The sequence below is a fragment of the Lentzea alba genome (assembly GCF_047445655.1).
GTDB lineage: Bacteria > Actinomycetota > Actinomycetes > Mycobacteriales > Pseudonocardiaceae > Lentzea > Lentzea alba_A.
The window spans coordinates 55,442-72,961 of the sequence record NZ_JAJAEG010000010.1; the positions used below are offsets into that span (position 1 = coordinate 55,442).

General features: G+C 70.0%; 18 protein-coding genes. 11 read left to right on the forward strand and 7 right to left on the reverse strand.

Features of this window, described 5'->3' with window-relative positions; translation table 11 throughout:
- The first annotated feature begins 88 nt into the window (after positions 1–88).
- Together LFM09_RS17875 and LFM09_RS17880 are read left to right on the forward strand one after the other, a co-directional pair.
- Positions 89–379, forward strand: coding sequence for a hypothetical protein (locus LFM09_RS17875; protein ID WP_414097595.1), 291 nt, complete (start codon positions 89–91; stop codon positions 377–379).
- Positions 380–419: 40 nt separating this feature from the next.
- Complete coding sequence (locus LFM09_RS17880) at positions 420–815, forward strand: hypothetical protein (RefSeq protein WP_414097596.1); 396 nt, start codon at positions 420–422, stop codon at positions 813–815.
- Positions 816–938: 123 nt separating this feature from the next.
- Here LFM09_RS17880 and LFM09_RS17885 read toward each other — a convergent pair whose 3' ends face one another.
- Positions 939–2,243: a right-handed parallel beta-helix repeat-containing protein gene (locus LFM09_RS17885; protein ID WP_414097597.1), complete on the reverse strand. Its 1,305-nt coding sequence runs from the start codon at positions 2,241–2,243 to the stop codon at positions 939–941.
- On the reverse strand, positions 2,236–2,643 hold the full coding sequence (locus tag LFM09_RS17890; protein WP_414097598.1) for a hypothetical protein: 408 nt from the start codon (positions 2,641–2,643) through the stop codon (positions 2,236–2,238). Before LFM09_RS17890 ends, LFM09_RS17885 begins: the two co-directional genes overlap by 8 nt.
- 33 nt (positions 2,644–2,676) lie before the next feature.
- On the opposite strand from LFM09_RS17890, the gene LFM09_RS17895 reads away from it, so the two are divergent.
- A complete protein-coding gene (locus tag LFM09_RS17895) occupies positions 2,677–3,492 on the forward strand; it encodes a TetR/AcrR family transcriptional regulator C-terminal domain-containing protein (protein WP_414097599.1) in 816 nt (271 codons plus the stop codon).
- A 147-nt stretch (positions 3,493–3,639) separates the two neighbouring features.
- On the opposite strand, the gene LFM09_RS17900 is transcribed toward LFM09_RS17895, so the two are convergent.
- Positions 3,640–4,482 (reverse strand): LysR substrate-binding domain-containing protein, encoded by an 843-nt coding sequence (locus LFM09_RS17900; RefSeq protein ID WP_414097600.1) that lies wholly within the window; start codon positions 4,480–4,482, stop codon positions 3,640–3,642.
- An 8-nt stretch (positions 4,483–4,490) separates the two neighbouring features.
- Here LFM09_RS17900 and LFM09_RS17905 point away from each other — a divergent pair, with 8 nt between their 5' ends.
- From LFM09_RS17905 to LFM09_RS17925, 5 genes are all read left to right on the forward strand, one after another.
- Complete coding sequence (locus tag LFM09_RS17905; RefSeq protein ID WP_414097601.1) at positions 4,491–4,997, forward strand: MEDS domain-containing protein; 507 nt, start codon at positions 4,491–4,493, stop codon at positions 4,995–4,997.
- 68 nt (positions 4,998–5,065) lie between these two features.
- The gene (locus tag LFM09_RS17910; protein WP_414097602.1) at positions 5,066–6,106 is read left to right on the forward strand and encodes a hypothetical protein; all 1,041 of its coding nucleotides are present in this window, start codon (positions 5,066–5,068) and stop codon (positions 6,104–6,106) included.
- Positions 6,107–6,588: 482 nt separating this feature from the next.
- Positions 6,589–7,455 carry an NmrA/HSCARG family protein gene (locus LFM09_RS17915; RefSeq protein ID WP_414097603.1) on the forward strand — a complete coding sequence of 289 codons (867 nt, stop codon included), beginning with the start codon at positions 6,589–6,591 and terminating at the stop codon, positions 7,453–7,455.
- 11 nt (positions 7,456–7,466) lie between these two features.
- Entirely contained in the window at positions 7,467–7,787 is a 321-nt protein-coding gene (locus LFM09_RS17920) for a hypothetical protein (RefSeq protein WP_414097604.1), read from the forward strand.
- On the forward strand, positions 7,784–8,488 hold the full coding sequence (locus LFM09_RS17925; RefSeq protein WP_414097605.1) for a flavodoxin family protein: 705 nt from the start codon (positions 7,784–7,786) through the stop codon (positions 8,486–8,488). Before LFM09_RS17920 ends, LFM09_RS17925 begins: the two co-directional genes overlap by 4 nt.
- A 303-nt stretch (positions 8,489–8,791) precedes the next feature.
- Here LFM09_RS17925 and LFM09_RS17930 read toward each other — a convergent pair whose 3' ends face one another.
- The gene (locus LFM09_RS17930) at positions 8,792–9,961 is read right to left on the reverse strand and encodes a cation:proton antiporter (protein WP_414097606.1); all 1,170 of its coding nucleotides are present in this window, start codon (positions 9,959–9,961) and stop codon (positions 8,792–8,794) included.
- Between the two features lie 2 nt (positions 9,962–9,963).
- The gene (locus LFM09_RS17935; RefSeq protein ID WP_414097607.1) at positions 9,964–10,443 is read right to left on the reverse strand and encodes a cation:proton antiporter regulatory subunit; all 480 of its coding nucleotides are present in this window, start codon (positions 10,441–10,443) and stop codon (positions 9,964–9,966) included.
- Positions 10,444–10,847: 404 nt separating this feature from the next.
- On the opposite strand from LFM09_RS17935, the gene LFM09_RS17940 reads away from it, so the two are divergent.
- From LFM09_RS17940 to LFM09_RS17950, 3 genes are all read left to right on the forward strand, one after another.
- Positions 10,848–11,024, forward strand: a complete 177-nt coding sequence (locus LFM09_RS17940) for a hypothetical protein (RefSeq protein WP_414097608.1) — start codon at positions 10,848–10,850, stop codon at positions 11,022–11,024.
- Positions 11,025–11,267: 243 nt separating this feature from the next.
- On the forward strand, positions 11,268–12,920 hold the full coding sequence (locus tag LFM09_RS17945; protein WP_414097609.1) for a choice-of-anchor B family protein: 1,653 nt from the start codon (positions 11,268–11,270) through the stop codon (positions 12,918–12,920).
- A gap of 50 nt (positions 12,921–12,970) precedes the next feature.
- Positions 12,971–13,843 (forward strand): hypothetical protein, encoded by an 873-nt coding sequence (locus LFM09_RS17950; protein ID WP_414097610.1) that lies wholly within the window; start codon positions 12,971–12,973, stop codon positions 13,841–13,843.
- A gap of 294 nt (positions 13,844–14,137) precedes the next feature.
- Here the strand turns inward: LFM09_RS17950 and LFM09_RS17955 are convergent, their stop codons facing one another.
- The gene (locus LFM09_RS17955; protein WP_414097611.1) at positions 14,138–14,539 is read right to left on the reverse strand and encodes an SRPBCC family protein; all 402 of its coding nucleotides are present in this window, start codon (positions 14,537–14,539) and stop codon (positions 14,138–14,140) included.
- Entirely contained in the window at positions 14,523–17,486 is a 2,964-nt protein-coding gene (locus LFM09_RS17960; RefSeq protein ID WP_414097612.1) for an ATP-binding protein, read from the reverse strand. The genes LFM09_RS17955 and LFM09_RS17960 overlap by 17 nt, the downstream gene beginning before the upstream one ends.
- Positions 17,487–17,520: the final 34 nt, after the last annotated feature.

Genomic DNA, 17,520 nt, shown 5'->3' on the forward strand with positions numbered 1-17,520 from the left:
GGCACCACGCCATACCCAGGCGCTACGCCGGATATACGCGGCAAGGCGAAACTTGCCACGTCCAGTACCGATGACCAGGGGAGAAGCGATGATCAAGGCAGGCGACCGCAGGCGTTGCGACCTGGCGGAGGCGTTGTTCGCGAGCTCGGTGCCCACCGGTACCCACCCGAGCCGCGAGGAGGTCGACGTGGCTGTCATCGACGCGCTCGAACGATTCCGCGGAACCATCGGATGCGCCGCGGAGATGGGCGCGGCGTACGGGGAGCAGCCAGAAATCGCGATCATTCGAATTCGTTGGTCCCTGCAGGTCGTGGCGTCCGTGTACGGCACGGATATATGCGGCGTATACGGGCGGCCAACAGGCATGTCACATCCTTGATTCGTACCACCGAAAGCATTCACGAATCACGGAGGTCGATGTGAACACGAGCTCATTCAAGAACAGGGCAGCGCGCGTCGGACTGGCCGCTCTGCTCGCCGTCGGCGTCGCCGCCACCGCGAGCGCGACGGCTTCGGCAGACACCGCACCGCCGCCAGGAGAGGTGACCACGAACTCGTCCGCGGTCGTGCTGCTGCCGGGACATACCACCACGATTCCCACCTGGATCTTCGGGAAAACGCACGTCTGCGCCACCAACTTGGGCACGGGACCGGGCGTGCTGAAGGTCAAGGCGCAGCTGTTCTGGGCGCTGCCCGAGTACATCCACGTGACGAAGCCGTTCGAACGGGCGTGCATCGATCGCTACTGGGGCGGGGTGCCGGTGGACCTGACGAACGAATCTGTCGCCTCTCCGCTGCTGGTCGAGGCCAGCTGAGGTGTACGCGGAGGAGAGGGTGCCTGCGGGCGCCCTCTCAGCTCCACCTGCCTGCGGCCGTCTTCCGGTGGTGGCGCCCCACAGGGACCCGCGACCCGTGGAGGGGCCGCGGGCAGGGTGCGGTCAGCGTCGGCGAGGTCCGGCTTGTGCGCGTGCCTCGGCGGCGTCCAGGCCGGCTGCGTCGGTCAGGGTCGCGTTGTCCTCGTAGGTGACCGAATCCGGGACGGCGTCGCTGCCGACCGGGTCGGCGTCCCACACGTTGCCGCGGTAGACCACGTTGTCCAGCGGCGGATGGACGTGCAGCACGGCGGTGTTGTCGGCGCGCCGCACCACGTTGTCCGCCACCGTCACCCACGCCGCGCCGTAGTCGGTGTAGAGGGCGAAGTTGTACGGGGTGCGGGTGTCGGTGACGACGTTGCCGCGTACGACCGCGCCGTCCTCGTGCGACTCGCCCTGCGGCCCGGACACGTAGATGCCGCCGCCGTCGGCCAGCACACCCATCGCGCCGGTGACGTGGTTGTGCAGGATGCGCGTGCCCTTCGCCGGGCCGCCCACGATGCCGCAGTGCGGGACGTCGTCCACGTGGTTGTGCGCGACCGTGCAGTCCACCGTGGCGAGGAGGGCGATGCCGGGCGAGCCCGAGTGGTCGAGCCCGACGCGGTGGATCTCGTTGTCCTCGACCACCGCCCGGTAGGTGCCGGTCAGGGTGATGGCGCCGGCGGCGAGGGTGTCGAACCCGCACCCGCGCACCACGGTGTCCGCGCCGCCGGTGACGCCGAGCGCCGTCGAGCCCAGGCGGGTGAAGCGGCAGCCCTCGAACCGGATGCCGGTGGTGTCGACCAGGGACGCGCACGCCGGGACGGTCTCCGGCTCGCCGGTGACGGTCAGCCAGGACTGGCCCTCCACGACGACCACGGTGTCGATCCGGCCGCCGTCGTGGAAGCCGCTGCCGTGGTAGTGCAGGAAGCCCCGGTCGCCGGTCGGCCGCAGCCAGGTGGTGTCGGCGAAGATCAGGCCGCGGAACGAGATGCCGCTGGCGCCCGTCGCCACCAGCAGCGTGTCCCGTTCCGGAGCGACGACCTGGGTGACAGCGGGATCCTCGCCGGTGCGCGGGAGGTAGTGCAGGACGTGCTCGCCGGGGCGCGAGCGGTCCAGGGCGAACGTGCCCGGTTCGGTGAGGAAGGAAGGGTCGTTCTCCACGCGGGTCGGCAGGCCGGGACCGGAGGAGGTCTGGCCGTCCCAGGAGGAGTTGTAGAGCTGCCGGGCCCAGGAGAAGGCGGGCTGCTTCATGGTGATCGTGCCGTTCGCGACCGACTCGACCGCGAGCCGGGCCTCGGTCCACGGGTAGACGCCCCGGTGGACGAACTCGACGCCCGCTCGCCAGTCGAGGCGAGCATCCGTGACGTAACCTGACTCATTTTCACTCACTTCGCCCGGGATTCCGTCGATGGCGGCCCGTTCGACGCGCCGACCGCCGACCGTGAGGTGGCGGGTGTCGAGCGTGCCGACGTCCACGACCCCACACGCCGTCACCGCCCGCCCGCCAGCCGGTGATCACCCGGCCGCCGCCGATCACCACCTCGTCCTGCGCGGGCGTGCCGAAGCCGTTCGCCTGGTAGGTGATTCGGCTGTTTTCCCGCGCGGAGTCCTCCTCGGTGAACTCCCACGGCCCGGGGTAGGTGCCGGCCCGCACATGGACGACCACGTCGCCCACCGCCTCCCGGGCCGCCCTCCGCGCCCGGTCGATCGTGGCGAAGGGCCGGTCCGGGGTACCGGGGGAGTCGTCGTCGCCGTCGAGGGCCACGTGGACTTCGGTTGTGTATGCCATAAACGTATTTATACTATAAACAGGAGGTGTTGGGTGACGCAGGACAACGAGCGGGTCGAACTGCTGTGGCGCGACGAGGACGTGCGGCCGGGGTTGAGCCCGGAGCGGGTGGTGGCCGCCGCGGTGGAGGTCGCCGACGCGGAGGGCCTGGCGGGCTTGTCCATGCGCAAGGTCGCCGAGCACCTGGGCTTCACCACGATGTCGCTGTACCGGCACGTGCCCAGCCGGGAGCACCTGGTCGACCTCATGCGCGACGCCGTCCTGGACGCGCCCGCGCCCGACGACACCGGCGCACCGTGGCGCGAGCGCCTGGAGGCGGCCGTCCGGCACGGCTGGGAGCTGCGCAAACGCCACCCGTGGCTGGCCGAGGAGCGCAGCACGCGGCACCTCCCGGGGCCGAACGCGCTGGCGCAGTACGAGCACCTGCTGAGCATCCTGGCGAGCACACCCCTCCTGCCGGCGGAGGTCGTGGCGGCGGCGGGCCTGCTGGGCCGCTTCCTCGACGCCGAGGCCCTGGCACTGGTCGAGGCGGCGCGCGCCGAGCGGGACAGCGGGGTGAGCGACGAGGAGTTCTGGGGCGCGCGCGACGGACTCTGGTCGCGGATGAGCCGCTACCCGACCCTCACCGCGCTGTGGGAGACGGGCGGTTTCGAGCAGCCGGACCCGTTCGAGTTCGGCCTGGCCCTCGTGCTGGACGGCGTCGAGTTGCGCATCGCGCAGCGTGAGGGAACGCGTGACGAAACCTGCGCGATGTGCGGCGGGCCGATCGAGCAACCCGCTTCGGGCCGTCCGCGCGCCTACTGCTCGCGAAGCTGCCAACAACGCGCCTACCGCAGCCGGAAGCGCTGACACGACCGGCATCACGGCGGCGCGTGTCTTGGAAGCTGAGCGGTTGCTCAGATCCCGGCGGCAGGCAGCTGCATCATCAGCGCCGCCGCGGAACAGGACAGGGCCGCGCTGAAGTAGACCTGACCGGGGGTCATCGTCCGGTGCTGCTCACGGTCGGCCACTCGGTTTGATGGCGCACTGCTGAGCGGCCTCCTGTAAGGCGCGCAGTGCCGCCCGGCACGCGGGACGGTTCGTGCTGCTGTTGCGCCACAACGCGAATACGCGTCGCCGGGGTGTGGGTAGCAGCGGCACGAACCGGACACCTTCTGGTGTGGGGCCGCGGCCGAGCCGGGGGATGATCGCGGCCCCGAGCCCTGCCGCCACCAGTGCGAGCTGGGTGGAGTGCTCTGAGGCGGTGTGCCTGATCCGGCGCTCGATTCCACTGCGGCGCAAGGTTTTCTCGAGCCAGCCGTGGCAGATCTCGTCGCTGGGCCAGCCCACCCAGTCCTCGCCGCGCAGCTCGTCCAGGGTGACCGTGGCCTGGGCGGAGAACGGATGTTGGTCGGGGAGCGCCACATCGAGAACGTCTTCCAGCACCGGGGCGGACAAGATCCCGTCGGGCACTGTGAGTGGTTCTTCCGGCCAGTCCTGCACGACCGCGATGTCGATGTCGCCGTGGCGCAGCTGTGCGATCGACTCGACAGGCTCCAGTTCCACGAGCCGCGCGGACAGGTTCGGGTACTGCTCCCGCAGTGTGTGCAGCACAGGCGGCACCAGGCCGCGGGCAGCCGTGGCGAACGCGGCCACCGAGAGTGTTCCGGACACGGCGCCGCGGTGGTCGGCGAGGTCGGTCTCGATGTGTTCGACCTGTTGCAGCAGCCTGCCGGCGTGCTCGGCGAGCAGGTCGCCGACGTCGGTGAGCCGGATGCCGCGTCCCTGCCGTTCCAGCAGGCGCTGACCCACCTCACGCTCCAGCCTGGACAGTTGCTGCGACACCGCCGAGGTGGTCACGGCTCGAGATGCACTCTCACCTGTGCGTGTTCCACCACGGCCGCGCCGAACGGGACGACCTGGTGATCCCGTTCCTGTTCGACGGACTTCGCCGCGGCGAGGCGTGCCGGTACTTCGCCGTCGACGGGGAGAAGGGCGACGCGGAACAGAGACTGGGAGGTCCGCACCCGCGACTCCAGGTGCAGGAGCCGGAAGTCCGGTACCAGCGCGACGACGTGCTGGACGGCGAGGCGATCGTGGCCGAGCTGGACGAGTGGTCGCAGAGGGAGGGAACACCGTGCCGGGTCGCGGGTGACATGAGCTGGGTGGGTAGGTCGCCGCGCAGCCCGGAACAGCTCGACGCGCTCTTCCGGTACGAGATGAACGCGGGCCTGTGGGTGAACAGGCGCCCGGTGTACGCGCTGTGCTTCTACGACCTCGACGTGTTCGACGGTGACGTGATCGTCCCGATGGTGAAGGCCCATCCGCAGATCTGGATGACCGGCGTGCTCCTCGACAACCCGTACCACCAGTAGTCCCGCGGTCTGGTCATCGGCGGATTCCAGATGACTGTCCGAGTTTCTCGCGGGGTACTCGGCGGCGCATGCAGGAGACCGTTGTGCTCGGCTTGCTCGCTGATCCCGGGTTGGCCACCGACATCGTGGAGGACCTCGCCGAAGACCTGCCGCGGCGGCTGCGCCGTGACGTGGACGGCGACGTGGAGTGGCGGGTGGTGCCCGTTTGCGATCAGTTCGCCGCCGACGAGCACGGCTCTGTGCGGCACGTTGTGCAGGCGGTGCGCGATCAGGTCGTGGAGGACCGTTGCGACCTGTGGGTGTGCCTGACGGACCTGCCACGCAGAGACGGCACCGACCCGGTGGTGGCCGACGCGAGCGCCGACGACGGGCTGGCGGTGGCGTCGCTTCCGGCGCTGGGCAGCTGGGGCCTGCACCGCAAGACCGGTGACGTGGTCAGTGCCCTCGTGGCCGAGCTCAGGGACCGTGAGATCCCGATGAAACGGCTCGCCCAGCGGGTCGACTCACCCAGCGACGACATCGGTGTGCGGTTCGTGGCCCCGGGCCTGCGCGGCCGGCTGCGGCTGTTCGCGGGCATGATCAGGGCGAACCGGCCGTGGCGGCTCGCGATGGGCCTGTCCAGCGTGCTCGTCGCCGCGCTGGGAACGGGCGCGTACACGTTGATCAGCGCGACCATGTGGACGCTCGGCACCCACTCGAGCGTGGTCAGGCTGGTGGCGGCGACGCTGTTGTCGATCACGGCCATGGTGGTGTGGCTGATCGTCAGCCACAAGCTGTGGGAGCGCCCGTCCGACGCGATCGGGAGGGAACGGGCGCGGCTGTACAACCTCACCACGGTGCTCACCCTGGTGCTGGGGATCTCGACGCTGTACCTGGCGTTGTTCGTGGTGGTGCTCGCGGCGGCCCTGCTCGTGCTCGAACCGTCGGTGCTGGCACAGGAGATCGGCCATGCGCCGGCCGTGCGCGACTACCTGGGCCTGGCGTGGCTCGCCGCGTCGGTCGCGACCGTGGCCGGTGCGCTCGGTGCGCGGTTGGAGAGCGATGAGGCGGTGCGCAACGCCGCATACGGTTACCGCCAGCAGGAGCGCCGGGAGAAGCTCCAGGCGTGACCCCACAGGCCCACGGCCGGCCCGGGGATTTCCGCCTCGCGGACCGAAGCTTCGCACGCGTGCGAAGCTTCGGTCCTCACCCAGAAGACCAGAGTCCGTGTGATTCGTTCGAGCGGGGAGATCGACGCGTCCACTGTGGACATTCTGCGCGGGTGGCCCGGCGAGGCCGGGTCCGACCACCGTGCTTGCTCGCCGCGGTGGCCGGACCCGGGATCATCACCCACACCCTCCCGCTGGACGCATGCGCTGGGCCCGTGGCGTGGATCTTCTGCATTGGCTGACCGCGCGGATCGCCGCCTTGCGGACCCTGGATGCGGATTGGCCGGCTCCGCGCCGATCGCTTCGTGGGTTGAGCCCTGTTGGGTTCGCTCGTGCGGTCAACCGCGTGACGAGCTGTAGCAGCTCGATTCCGCGCTGTCATCGGAATGCGTTCGGCGTAATCAGCCGGAACGAGGAAGCGATAGACGGTCGGGAGGTTCGCGATGGGCGACGCTCGGCTGGTCGTGGTGACGGGTGCGACAGGACGACAGGGCGGCGCGACCGCCCGTCATCTGCTGGCTGACGGCTGGCGGGTGCGAGCGCTCTCGCGCACGCCCGGCTCGGTCGCCTGCCGCCGGCTGGCTGAGGCCGGTGCCGAGGTCGTCCGTGCCGACATGGCGGACGTCGGGTCATTGCGATCAGCGTTCCGGGGCGCCTACGGCGTGTTCAGCGTGCAGAATCCGATGATCAGCGGAGTGGATGCGGAAATCGTGCAGGGGAGCAGCGTCGGTGCCGCGGCTGCCGAGGCGGGCGTGCGGCACGTCGTCTACGGGTCTGCGGGGACGGGCGAGCCGGGCACGGGCATCGGCCAGTGGGAGTCGAAGCTGGTCGTGCAGTCCTGTTTGGAGTCGCTCGGCCTTCCACTGACGGTGTTGCGGCCGACGGCTTTCATGGAGCTGATGACGGACAAGGACCTGTACCCGCCAGTGGCGATGTGGCACCTGATGCCCAAACTGATGGGTGCCGACCGCCCAGTGCCGTGGCTGTGCGCTGACGACCTCGGCGCGGTGGCCGCAAGGGTGTTCCGCGAGCCGGACCGGTTCGTGGGAGCCGACTTGAAGCTCGCCTCCGATGTGCGGAGCGTAGCCGAGTGCCGTGAGCTTTGGCGCGATGTGTTCGGGCGCCGGCCGGGGCGCTTTCCGATGCCGGTGTGGATGTTCGAACGGTTCGTGGGCGAGGACCTGAGCGCGATGTGGCGCTGGCTGCGCACGAACCCGGCAGACGGGGACGTTGCGACCACGCGCTCGATCCTGCCCACCGCGCGCACCGTGCACGAGTGGTTGCTGAGTCGGCAGACCCCACCTCTGTGAGGAGCTGACGAATGCCCAGGATCGTGGCCTGCGCTGTGCTCGATGCGCCTGCCGATGAGGTGTGCGTTGCACCGCGACTTCTCCGCCTGCGGCTCGTGGCGCACGACGACGCCGACCGCGGTAACCGGTACGTCGCAGAGGACACCGCGGACCCGTCGGTGCGCGACCAGGTCTCCGGCGTGCGGGTGCCCCCAGCCTCCGAGAGCATGTCGCCTGTCGAGTGGCGGGCCGATCTCGACCGCGACATGACCGACGAGCCCCAGGTGATCTCCCAGGTCCGCGACGGGATCTTCCTGCCGTGCCTGACCGCGTTGAAGGAGCGTTTCGCATGACCGACTACCGCGACCTCAAGGCGATGTTCATCAACTGCACGCTGAAGCGATCGCCTGACCGCAGTCACACCGAGGGCCTGGTCGGCGTCAGCCGGGCGATCATGGAGAAACAGGGCGTCCAGGTCGAGGTGGTGCGTGCGATCGACCACGACATCGCGATTGGTGTGTGGCCGGACATGAGAGAGCACGGCTGGGCGACCGATGCCTGGCCGGAGATCTACGAACGCGTCATGGCCTCGGACATTCTGGTGATCGCAGGACCGATCTGGCTGGGCGACAACAGTTCCGTCACCAAACAGGTCATCGAACGCCTCTACGCCTGCTCGCACCTGCTCAACGACGCCGGTCAGTACGCGTATTACGGGCGGGTCGGCGGTTGTCTGATCACCGGGAACGAGGACGGTGTGAAGCACTGCGCCATGAACATCCTCTACAGCCTGCAGCACCTCGGCTACACGATTCCGCCGCAGGCCGACGCGGGCTGGATCGGCGAGGCAGGACCCGGACCGTCCTATCTGGACCCTGGATCGGGTGGCCCGGAGAACGACTTCACCAACCGCAACACCACCTTCATGACGTGGAACCTGCTGCACCTCGCGCGGATGCTCAAGGACGCAGGCGGAATCCCCGCGCACGGCAACCAGCGCTCCGGCTGGGACGCGGGTTGCCGCTACGACTTCGACAACCCCGAGTACCGGTAGATTCCTGGCGTGCTGCCTGCGGGCTTCGTTCCGGCGACAAGGCCGCGTTTCGCCTCGCTGCCGGACACCTGGCTGGCGGTGATCCGCGGAGGGCGCGGGCACCCGACGACCTGCCGGAACGGCAACGTGCAGTCGTGGCACTGCGCGACGCGGATCTGGCGACCAAGCGGCCGATCCGAGCGAGCGGGGCGCCCGGCAGGTTCTTCGGCAGGGCGACGCCGCTGATGACCCGCCAGGTTCGCAAGAGCGTCACCGCGGATCTCGGACGTCTGCGGGACCGTCTCGAGCAGACATGGCGCCGGATCAGCGAACCGGAGGTGGATCGGCGCTCGGAGTGGCGCGCAGCCAGTCTCCGGACCAGCGGGCGAGCAACGGGCCCGCGGTGGCGAGGATGAGGACGTAGCCGGTGACCACCGGTCCGAGTTCCGGGCTCGCTGCCGCGGCGAGGCTGACGATCACGATGGAGAACTCGCCGCGTGCGATGAGCGCGGTGCCGGCGCGGAGCCGACCGCGCATCGCGATGCCGTCACGACGGGCGGCGTACCAGCCCGTGGCGATCTTGGTGACGGTGCCGGCTGCGGCGAGTGCGAAGGCGGCGGGCAGCACCGGCAGCAGGTCGGCTGGACTGACCGCGAAGCCGATGGCGAGGAAGAACGCGGCGGCGAACAGGTCGCGCAACGGTGCGAGCACGGCGCGGGCACGTTCGGCGGTGTCTCCGGTCAGGGTGAGACCGACGAGGAACGCGCCGACAGCGGCGGAGACGGAGACGAGCTCGGCGAGTGCGGCGACGACGAGGGTGGTGCCGAGGACGCGGAGCATGAGTTGTTCGTCGTCGGGGTGCGCGAGCCAGCGGTTGACGTGGTGGCCCCAGTGGTGGGACGCGGTGAACGCCGCCGCGACGCTGATGATTGCCACGATCACGCCGATGAGCGCCTGCCACCAGGTGCCGCCCGAGGCGAGGACCGCCAGCACCGGCAGGTAGACGGCCATGGCGAAGTCCTCCATGACCAGGATCGACAGCACGGCTGGTGTTTCGCGGTTGCCGAGGCGGCGCAGGTCGCTGAGCAGCCGGGAGATGATGCCGGACGAGGAGATCCAGGTAGCGCCCGCGAGCGCGAGGACCCCGGTCCAGTGCAGGCCGAGCAGCCAGCCCGCGATGGCGCCGGGCGTCGCGTTGAGGACGAGGTCGAGCACCGCGGACGGGACGTGGCGGCGCAGGCTGTGGGCGAACTCGGCGGTGTTGAACTCCAGGCCGAGCGTGAGCAGGAGCAGCACCACCCCGATCGACGCACCTACCTCGACGAACTCGCCCGCCGCGGGCACAGGTGCGATGCCGCCGTTGCCGAGTGCGAGCCCGGTGAGCAGGTAGAGCGGGATGGGGGAGAACGACCACCGCCTCGCGGCCGCGCCGAGCACGCTCAACCCGACGAGAATGACGCCGAGTTCGAGCAGCAGCGCGAAGGAGGTGTGCATCGTCAGCTCTCGATGATGTCGCGCACGCCCTTGATGCCGTCGTGAGTGCCGATGACGACAAGCACGTCGCCGGGTCGCAACACCTCGTCGGGTGTGGGGGAGGCGATGACGTCCTCGCCGCGGACGACGGCGACGATCGAGGCGCCGGTGCGGGTGCGTGCCCGCGTGTGGCCGAGTGGCTTGCCGGTGTGGGCAGACGCGGCGGGCACGACGACCTGGCCCGCGCTGAGGCCGGGTACCTCCCTGGTGAGATCGGCGAACCGCTCGGCGATGCGCGGCGCGCCGAGGATCTCGGCGATGGTGTCGGCCTCGGCCGTGGTGAGCCGGAACAGCGGTTGGGCCTCGTCGGGGTCGTCGTCGGCGTAGCGGATCACTTCGAAGCTGCCCTCGCGGCGGGCGACGATGCCGATCCGGTCGCCGTCGGCGTTGGTGAACTCGTACCGCAGGCCCACACCGGGCAGGAGAACCTCGTTCACGTCCATCGGATCATCATGTCCGCCTTGGTGCGCACTGCCAACCGGGCGGGGCGACCGGCGCCATCCGTGTCCACTGTGGACGATCTTGCCAGGCGTCCGTCGTGTTGCGGGCAAGCAGATCCGCCTGCGCTTCCTCGCCGCAGCACCTTCAAGACCGGTTGGGAACATTCGGTTCTGCCGCCGTACGCCGTCTGCAGGTGGGTGAGGTGTCCGCACACCGCGGATGTCACAGTGCACGACTGGATGGACAAGTCCAGGATCACAGATCTGGGAACTTCACCCGTGGTCACCACGAGGCCGCCCCCCGAGAAGGCGCGCGACCTCGGCCGCCTTCGTGTTCTTCGCAGCAGGGCGCGGTGCGAGTTGGGTACTGCGTGAGGCTGCTCGCGCCTGTTTGGCACGCTGTCGGTATGCGTCGCATGCTGTTCGACTCCCGTGGAACCCTCCGACCGGTCGTCGTGGTTCTGGCCCTGGTGCTGGTTCCCGCAGTCGTACTCGGACTTGCCACCGCGGGCGGATGGGTCGCGATGGCGGGGATCTTCGTGATCCTGGCGGCGTCCCTGGCGATCATGATGCGGTCCGGCTGAGCGGGCCCCGACCCCACGGGCGATCGCCATCGGGTCGGTCATCTGTTGTGGACGCACTGTGGTCCGGTGTCACCGCGCAAGGGTCAGAACGTGGGCAAGAGTCGCTGGCGGGTTCTTCGGTTCTTGGAGACCAGACGAACGACGGTTCCCGTGGGATGGTCACTCGTCCTACCGTCGGTCTCTGATCGGAAACCCTGCACCCGTCCGCCTCGGCGGCCGGGATTCCGTGAGGAGCCCAACTTCATGAAGACCCTGCGCCTGGGGGCGCTCGCCGTGCTGACCGCGTCGGCGATCGCCCTCACGATGTCGGGCGCGTCCGCGCACGACCCCGACACCCCCGAAGGGCAGGCGGCGGCGAGAGCGTTCCTCTCCGACCACCGTCCAGCCGAGCGGCACGCGGTGACCGGCACCGCGGCCGGTGTGCCGTGCGTCGACGGCAAGGCTGACATCTACCCCTGCAAGAACGTCGATCTGCTCAGCGTCCTGCCGCTCGCGCAGATGGGCGGTGGCAACGGCAACGACATCTGGGGCTGGACCGATCCGTCCTCCGGCAAGGAGTACGCGATCGTCGGCCGGACGAACGGCACCGCGTTCGTCGACGTCAGCACGCCGACAGCGCCCCGCTACCTGGGCAACCTGCCGTCCAACGGCGGCAGCAGCACGTGGCGCGACATGAAGGTCTACAAGGACCACGCGTTCATCGTCGCGGACTTCATCACCGGACACGGCATGCAGGTGTTCGACCTGACCAGGCTGCGGACGATCACCACGCCGCAGACTTTCACCGCCGACGCTCTCTACAAGGAGTTCGGCCCGGCGCACAACATCGCCATCAACGAGGAGACCGGCTTCGCCTACGCGATCGGCTCCAACACGTGCAGCGGCGGCCCGCACATCGTCGACATCAGGACTCCGAAGTCGCCGGTGAAGGCCGGCTGTGTGTCGCAGGACGGCTACACGCACGACAACCAGTGCGTGATCTACCGCGGCCCTGACGCGGCCTACCGCGGCAAGGAGATCTGCTTCAACTCCAACGAGGACACGCTGACGATCGTCGACGTGACCGACAAGGCCAACCCGGTGCAGATCTCCCGCAAGGGCTACTCAGGCGCGCAGTACTCGCACCAGGGCTGGCTGACCGAGGACCAGCGGTACTTCCTGCTCGACGACGAACTGGACGAGTCGCGCGGCACGGACAAGCGCACCAAGACCTACATCTGGGACCTGGCGAGCCTGGCCAACCCGGTGCACACCGGCGTCTACAACTCGCCGGCCAACGCGATCGACCACAACCAGTACATCAAGGGCAAGTACTCCTACCAGGCCAACTACCAGGCCGGACTGCGGATCCTGGACGTCAGCGGCGTCGCCTCGGCACAGCTGACCGAGGCCGGGTTCTTCGACATCTACCCGGCAGCGAACGAGGCGAAGTTCAACGGGGCGTGGAGCAACTACCCGTACTTCGCCAGTGGCATCGTCCTGGTGAACGGCATCGAGCAGGGGCTGGTCGTGGTCAAGCCCAACCTCGGCGCTGTCGAACCTCCTCCGGCCGGCGGGAAGTTCGAGAACACGGCGGACGTGGCCATCCCCGACGCCGGCGCGGCCATCACCTCCTCGGTGACGGTTTCCGGTGTTGCGGACAAGGCGCCATCGGCGCTGAAGGTCAACGTCGACGTCAAGCACAGCTACCGCGGTGACCTGGTCATCGACCTCGTGGCACCCGACGGCTCCACGTTCCGCCTCAAGGGGTCGAACAACGACTCGGCGGACAACGTGATCACCACCTACACCGTGGACGCCTCGGCGGAGACGGCCTCCGGTACCTGGCAGCTCAAGGTGCAGGACGTCTACCGCTCCGACACCGGCTACATCGACGCCTGGAGCCTGCAGTTCTGAAGGTGAGGTGCCCCGGCCGCGGCCGGGGCACCCCCGCGTGGGGGTAGATCATGCGCAAGCTGGGCGTCACCGACTGGATCTTCGCGCTGGTGGCCGTCGTGGTGGTGGCCGCGGGCGCGTTCATGCTGTTCCGCTCCACCCCCGGCTCGGTGCACTCGCAGCACCAGCAGGCCGCCGCCGTGGTGCCTGCCGGGCACAGCGACGGTCTGTCCGAAGTAGAAGGCGGCTACCGGTTCGAACGCGTTGTCATGCCCGCCGGCCGGGGACCGTCGGTTCCAGTGGCGTTCCGCGTTCTCGGCGCTGACGGCAAACCGGTCACCCGGTTCCTCGACAACCAGACCAAACAAATGCACTTCTTCGTGGTCCGCGACGACATGAACGTGTTCCGGCACGTGCACCCGACCTTGGACGGCGACACCTGGCACACCGCGGTCGATCTGCCCGACGGCGGCGCCTACCGCATGTTCGCCGAGTTCATCCCGTTGGACACCAAGGATCCTCGCCACCCCGTGGTGCTCGGCGTTCCGTTCAGCGTCGCCGGCGACACCTCGTTGGTACCGGTTCCGGCTCCGGAGGCTCGCACCGTCACCGCGACCGGCTACACGGTGACCCGGGTCGACGAAGCCGCCGCGCTTCCGCTGCTGAGCGAGCGTTCGCTGCGGTTCGCCATCCGCACACCGGACGGTGAACCGGTCGAGAAGCTCGATCCGCATCTGGGCGCCAACGGGCACATGACCGGGTTCCACACGATGCTGCTGTCCGCAACCCACATGCATCCTGTGGAGCCGGTGAGCGCCCCGCTGATCGACGGCGAACTGACGTTCCGCTCGGTGTTCGCCGAACGTGGCGAGTATCGGTTGTTCCTCGAGTTCTCCCACGGAGGGAGGCTGCACACCGCGGCGCTCACCGTCGCCGTCGAGTGATCGGGGTCGCACTGTGTGCACCCGTGGCGATGCGTCGTTCCTTGCGAACCTCCAACGATCCCCGCGCTCCGTCCACTGAGGAACGTGGAGTTCAAGTGCCGCCAGGTTGGCGGCCACACGAGTGCGGCGAGTTCGTGAAGCAGCGGATGGCGAACGACCTCATCAGCCTCAGCTTCCCGCCGAGAGCCGCCGCGCAGAAGCACGGTCGGCAGCCGCTCCGGTGCACTTGTGTCCGTGTTCTTACGGAAGAACTTCTGTCCATGGACGCCATTGGGGAAGCGTACGAACGTGACCTCACCCGCATTCCCGGGCGGCGAGCTCGGCGAGGGCGCGCATCGACCGGTGGATCACATCCCGCTGGGTGTCCAGACGGTGGGCTTCGGCGTCGGGGATCTCGACGTGCACGTCGATCTGCGTGCCGCCGTCCACCTCGCGCAGCCGCCAAGCGAACACGAGGTCCGACACCAGGCAGGAGATCGTCACGTTGCCGCGTCGCTGGTCGCCGCACAGCAGCTGTGGCATCGGAAAGTCCGGGTAGCCATCCGGGTACATGGTGTAGGGCTCACCGTCCTGGGTGGACGGTTCGACCGTGCCGACCCCGGCCCACCACTCCGGGAAGCGGCTCGGGTCGTACAGCAGCTTCCACACCTCCTCCGGTGGGGCGGCGCTGTGTGCTGTCTCAGCGAACGTCGGCATCGATGCTTCTCAGGTCGGCGGTGATCGCGGCCAGCTCGCGGTCGGGCTCCACCAGCGCGGTCAGCGGTGGGCGGCCCAGGTCGATCAGCGCGGCGACGTAACCCGGGCCGGTGTCCCCGGCGCGTCGTTGCCACCCGCGGACTGCCTCGCTCAGCCGACGCCTGGCCAGCTCGGGATCGTGCCGGCGCGCCGCGATCAGGCCTTGCACCGCCGACATGCGGGCGACGAGCGTGTCCGGGAAGTCGGCGGGCGACACCGGTTCCTGGGCGACCGCGCGCAGTTCCGCCTCCGCCTCGGCCGGCTTGCCCGCGCGGGCCAGGGCGTCGGCGCGGTACAGGCGGGCCAGTGCGCGGCCGACCGGGGCGTTCAGGTCGATCGCGGTGGCGAGTTCGTGGGCGGCGCGGTCCCAGTCGCCGGTGGTGCGGGCGATGGTGGCTCGGTCGTGGTGGACGAGACCTACCAGTTCGGACAGGCTCAGCCGCTCCGCCAGCACGGCGCCCTGGTCGCAGCGTGCCGCAGCCTCACCGACCCGGCCCAGCCGGCACAACACGGACACCTGGGCCGAGTGCGCGTAGACACCCAGGCGAAGCAGTCCGTTGGGTGCCACGAGTGGCACGCTGCGGTCGATGAAGTCCAGGGCACGGTCGAACGCGCCGAGGCAGGCGGCGGCCGACGCGGCGTTGAGCAGGCTCGGGAAGGCCAGGTCGGGACGCCCGGCCCGGTTGGCTGCCGCGGCGGCGGCGATCAGTGGCGCATAGCTGTCGGCGAACCGGCCGGTCCGCAGCAGGATGTGCGCGCGGGCGACGCTGACGTCGTGCGCCAGCAGGTCCCCGACCGGCCTGCGGTGGGTGAGCGCGTCGACCGCGACCAGCAGTTCCTCCGCGGCGGCTACGCCGCCGGTCACAGCCTCCGCCCAGGCCATGCCCGCGAGTGCTTCGATCCGCGCGTCCGGGTCGGCGTCCGGGTCGCGGTCGAGCACGTCCAGCGCTGCGGCGTAGGAGCGGCGGCACTCGCGAGGGATGCACAGCCCGCCGCGCAGCCACCTTCCCCGGCGCAGCCAGGCGCTGACCAGTGCGCCCCGGTCAAGCGGGGCGATCAGCTCCAGCGCCCGGTCGAACGCGGCGTCCGACTCGCCGAGCAGTCCTCGCCAGGCCTCGACCTCGGCGAGCTCGACGAACGTGTCCGGGTCGTGCGGGTCGATCTCGGTGACCTCTGTGAGCAGGGTGGCGGCTTCGACCAGCGCGCACACCGAGCGTGCCGCAGCGGCGGCCTTCACCAGGTGCGCGACGGCTTGCTCGTCGCGCCCGGCCAGCCGCAGGTGCCGGGCGATCTCCGCCGCTCGGCGCGGAGCATTGCGCCGCGCGCGGCGCAAAGCCTCGGCGATGGCGTCGTGCCTGCGGGAACGTACCGGGTCCGACAGGTCGGCGGCGACCGCGTCGGCGAGCAGGGCATGCCGGAACCCGATCGTGCCGTCGCGCTCGCGCAACAGCCCGGAACCCAGTGCTTCGGCGGCCGCCTGTGCGGGGTCGGCCAGCCCCGGCAGCGCGGCGATCTCGGCGCGTTGCAGGTCACGGCCCGCTACGGCAGCGAGTTCGACGAACACCCGCGCGGGGCCGTGCAACCGGCCAGTGGCCCAGCGGGTCGCGGAGCGCAGGCCCTCGGCGGCGTCCGCGCCCCCGGCCAGCGCGCGGGCCAGCTCCACGGTCAGCAGCGGACTGCCCGACGCCACCGCCACCACTTGCTCGGCCTGCCCGGCGGACAACGGTGCGGTCGCGCGTGCCAGCGACCGCACCGACTCACGGGGCAGCGGCGCGAGATCGAGCTCCACCCCCAGCGCTCCGCCGGCCCGCAGCGCGGCGCACACCCGGTCGACGTCCGGGCGCGGTGGCAGGCGGCGGCGGGTCACCACGAGCAGGATCGGCAGCTTGGTCACCCGCCTGCCCGCGTGAGCGAGCAGCTCGAGGCTGGACGGGTCGGCCAGGTGCAGATCCTCCAACACGATCGCCACCGGACCCGATCGGCATGCCCAGGTCAGCAGCGAGACCACGGCCTCGAACACGCGGACCCGGTCGAGATCGTGGCTCGGCGGCACCGACCGGTCGGGCGCGGCGCCGGGAAGCAAGCCGGACAGAGCCTGCGGCCACCACGCGTCCGGCAGTGAGTCGTCGGCCAGCGCTCGCAGCGCCTCCAGCCACACTCCGAACGGGACTGACGGCCCCGCGCCACCCGCGGCGTGCGCGCCGTCCGCACCCGCGATCGCCAGCACCTCCTCGGCCAGGCGGGTCTTGCCGATCCCGCCGTCGCCCGTGATCGCCACGACCGTGCCCGACCCGGCGCGCGCCGCGTCCCAGCACCGCCGCACCGCCGCCATCTCGGTGCGACGGCCCACAAGATCGTGCTCCGGTACCGTCGGCGCGTCATCGGCCGGCATGTCGAAACGGCCTCGCAGGCGCCGCGCGCGGCGGGCGTAGTCCGGGTCGCCGTTCTGCGCCAGCTTGTCGAGCAGCGCCGCGAACTTGTCGTCGTATTCGGCGCGCAGTTCGAACACCCAGTCGCTGTCGAAGAGGTGCAGCACGTCTCCACTGCGCACCCGCTCGGCCTCGGCGAGCTTGCCCGCCGCAACCAGTTCGTCGAACACGCGCAGGTCCGTGGTCAGCCCGTCAGCCCTCAGCCCGACGCGTTCGCGGTCGGCCAGCAACCACGCCCGCGCGGGCCCGAATGCGCCGCGCAACGCCCAGATCGCGCTGCGCAGGCTCGCGCGGGCACTGGCGTCGAGCACGTCCGGCCAGAACCGGGCAGCCAGCCGTGACCGTGAGTGCTGGCCCGGATGCACCGCCAGCCAGGCCAGCAGCTCGCAGGCTTTGCGCTGGCGGGGCAGCACGACGGGTGTGCCGTCGGCCACGACCTCGAATGCGCCGAACAGGCGCACCGCCAGCGAAGTGCTCACCTCGTCAGTGTCGATCCGCGATGCCGCTCGGGCA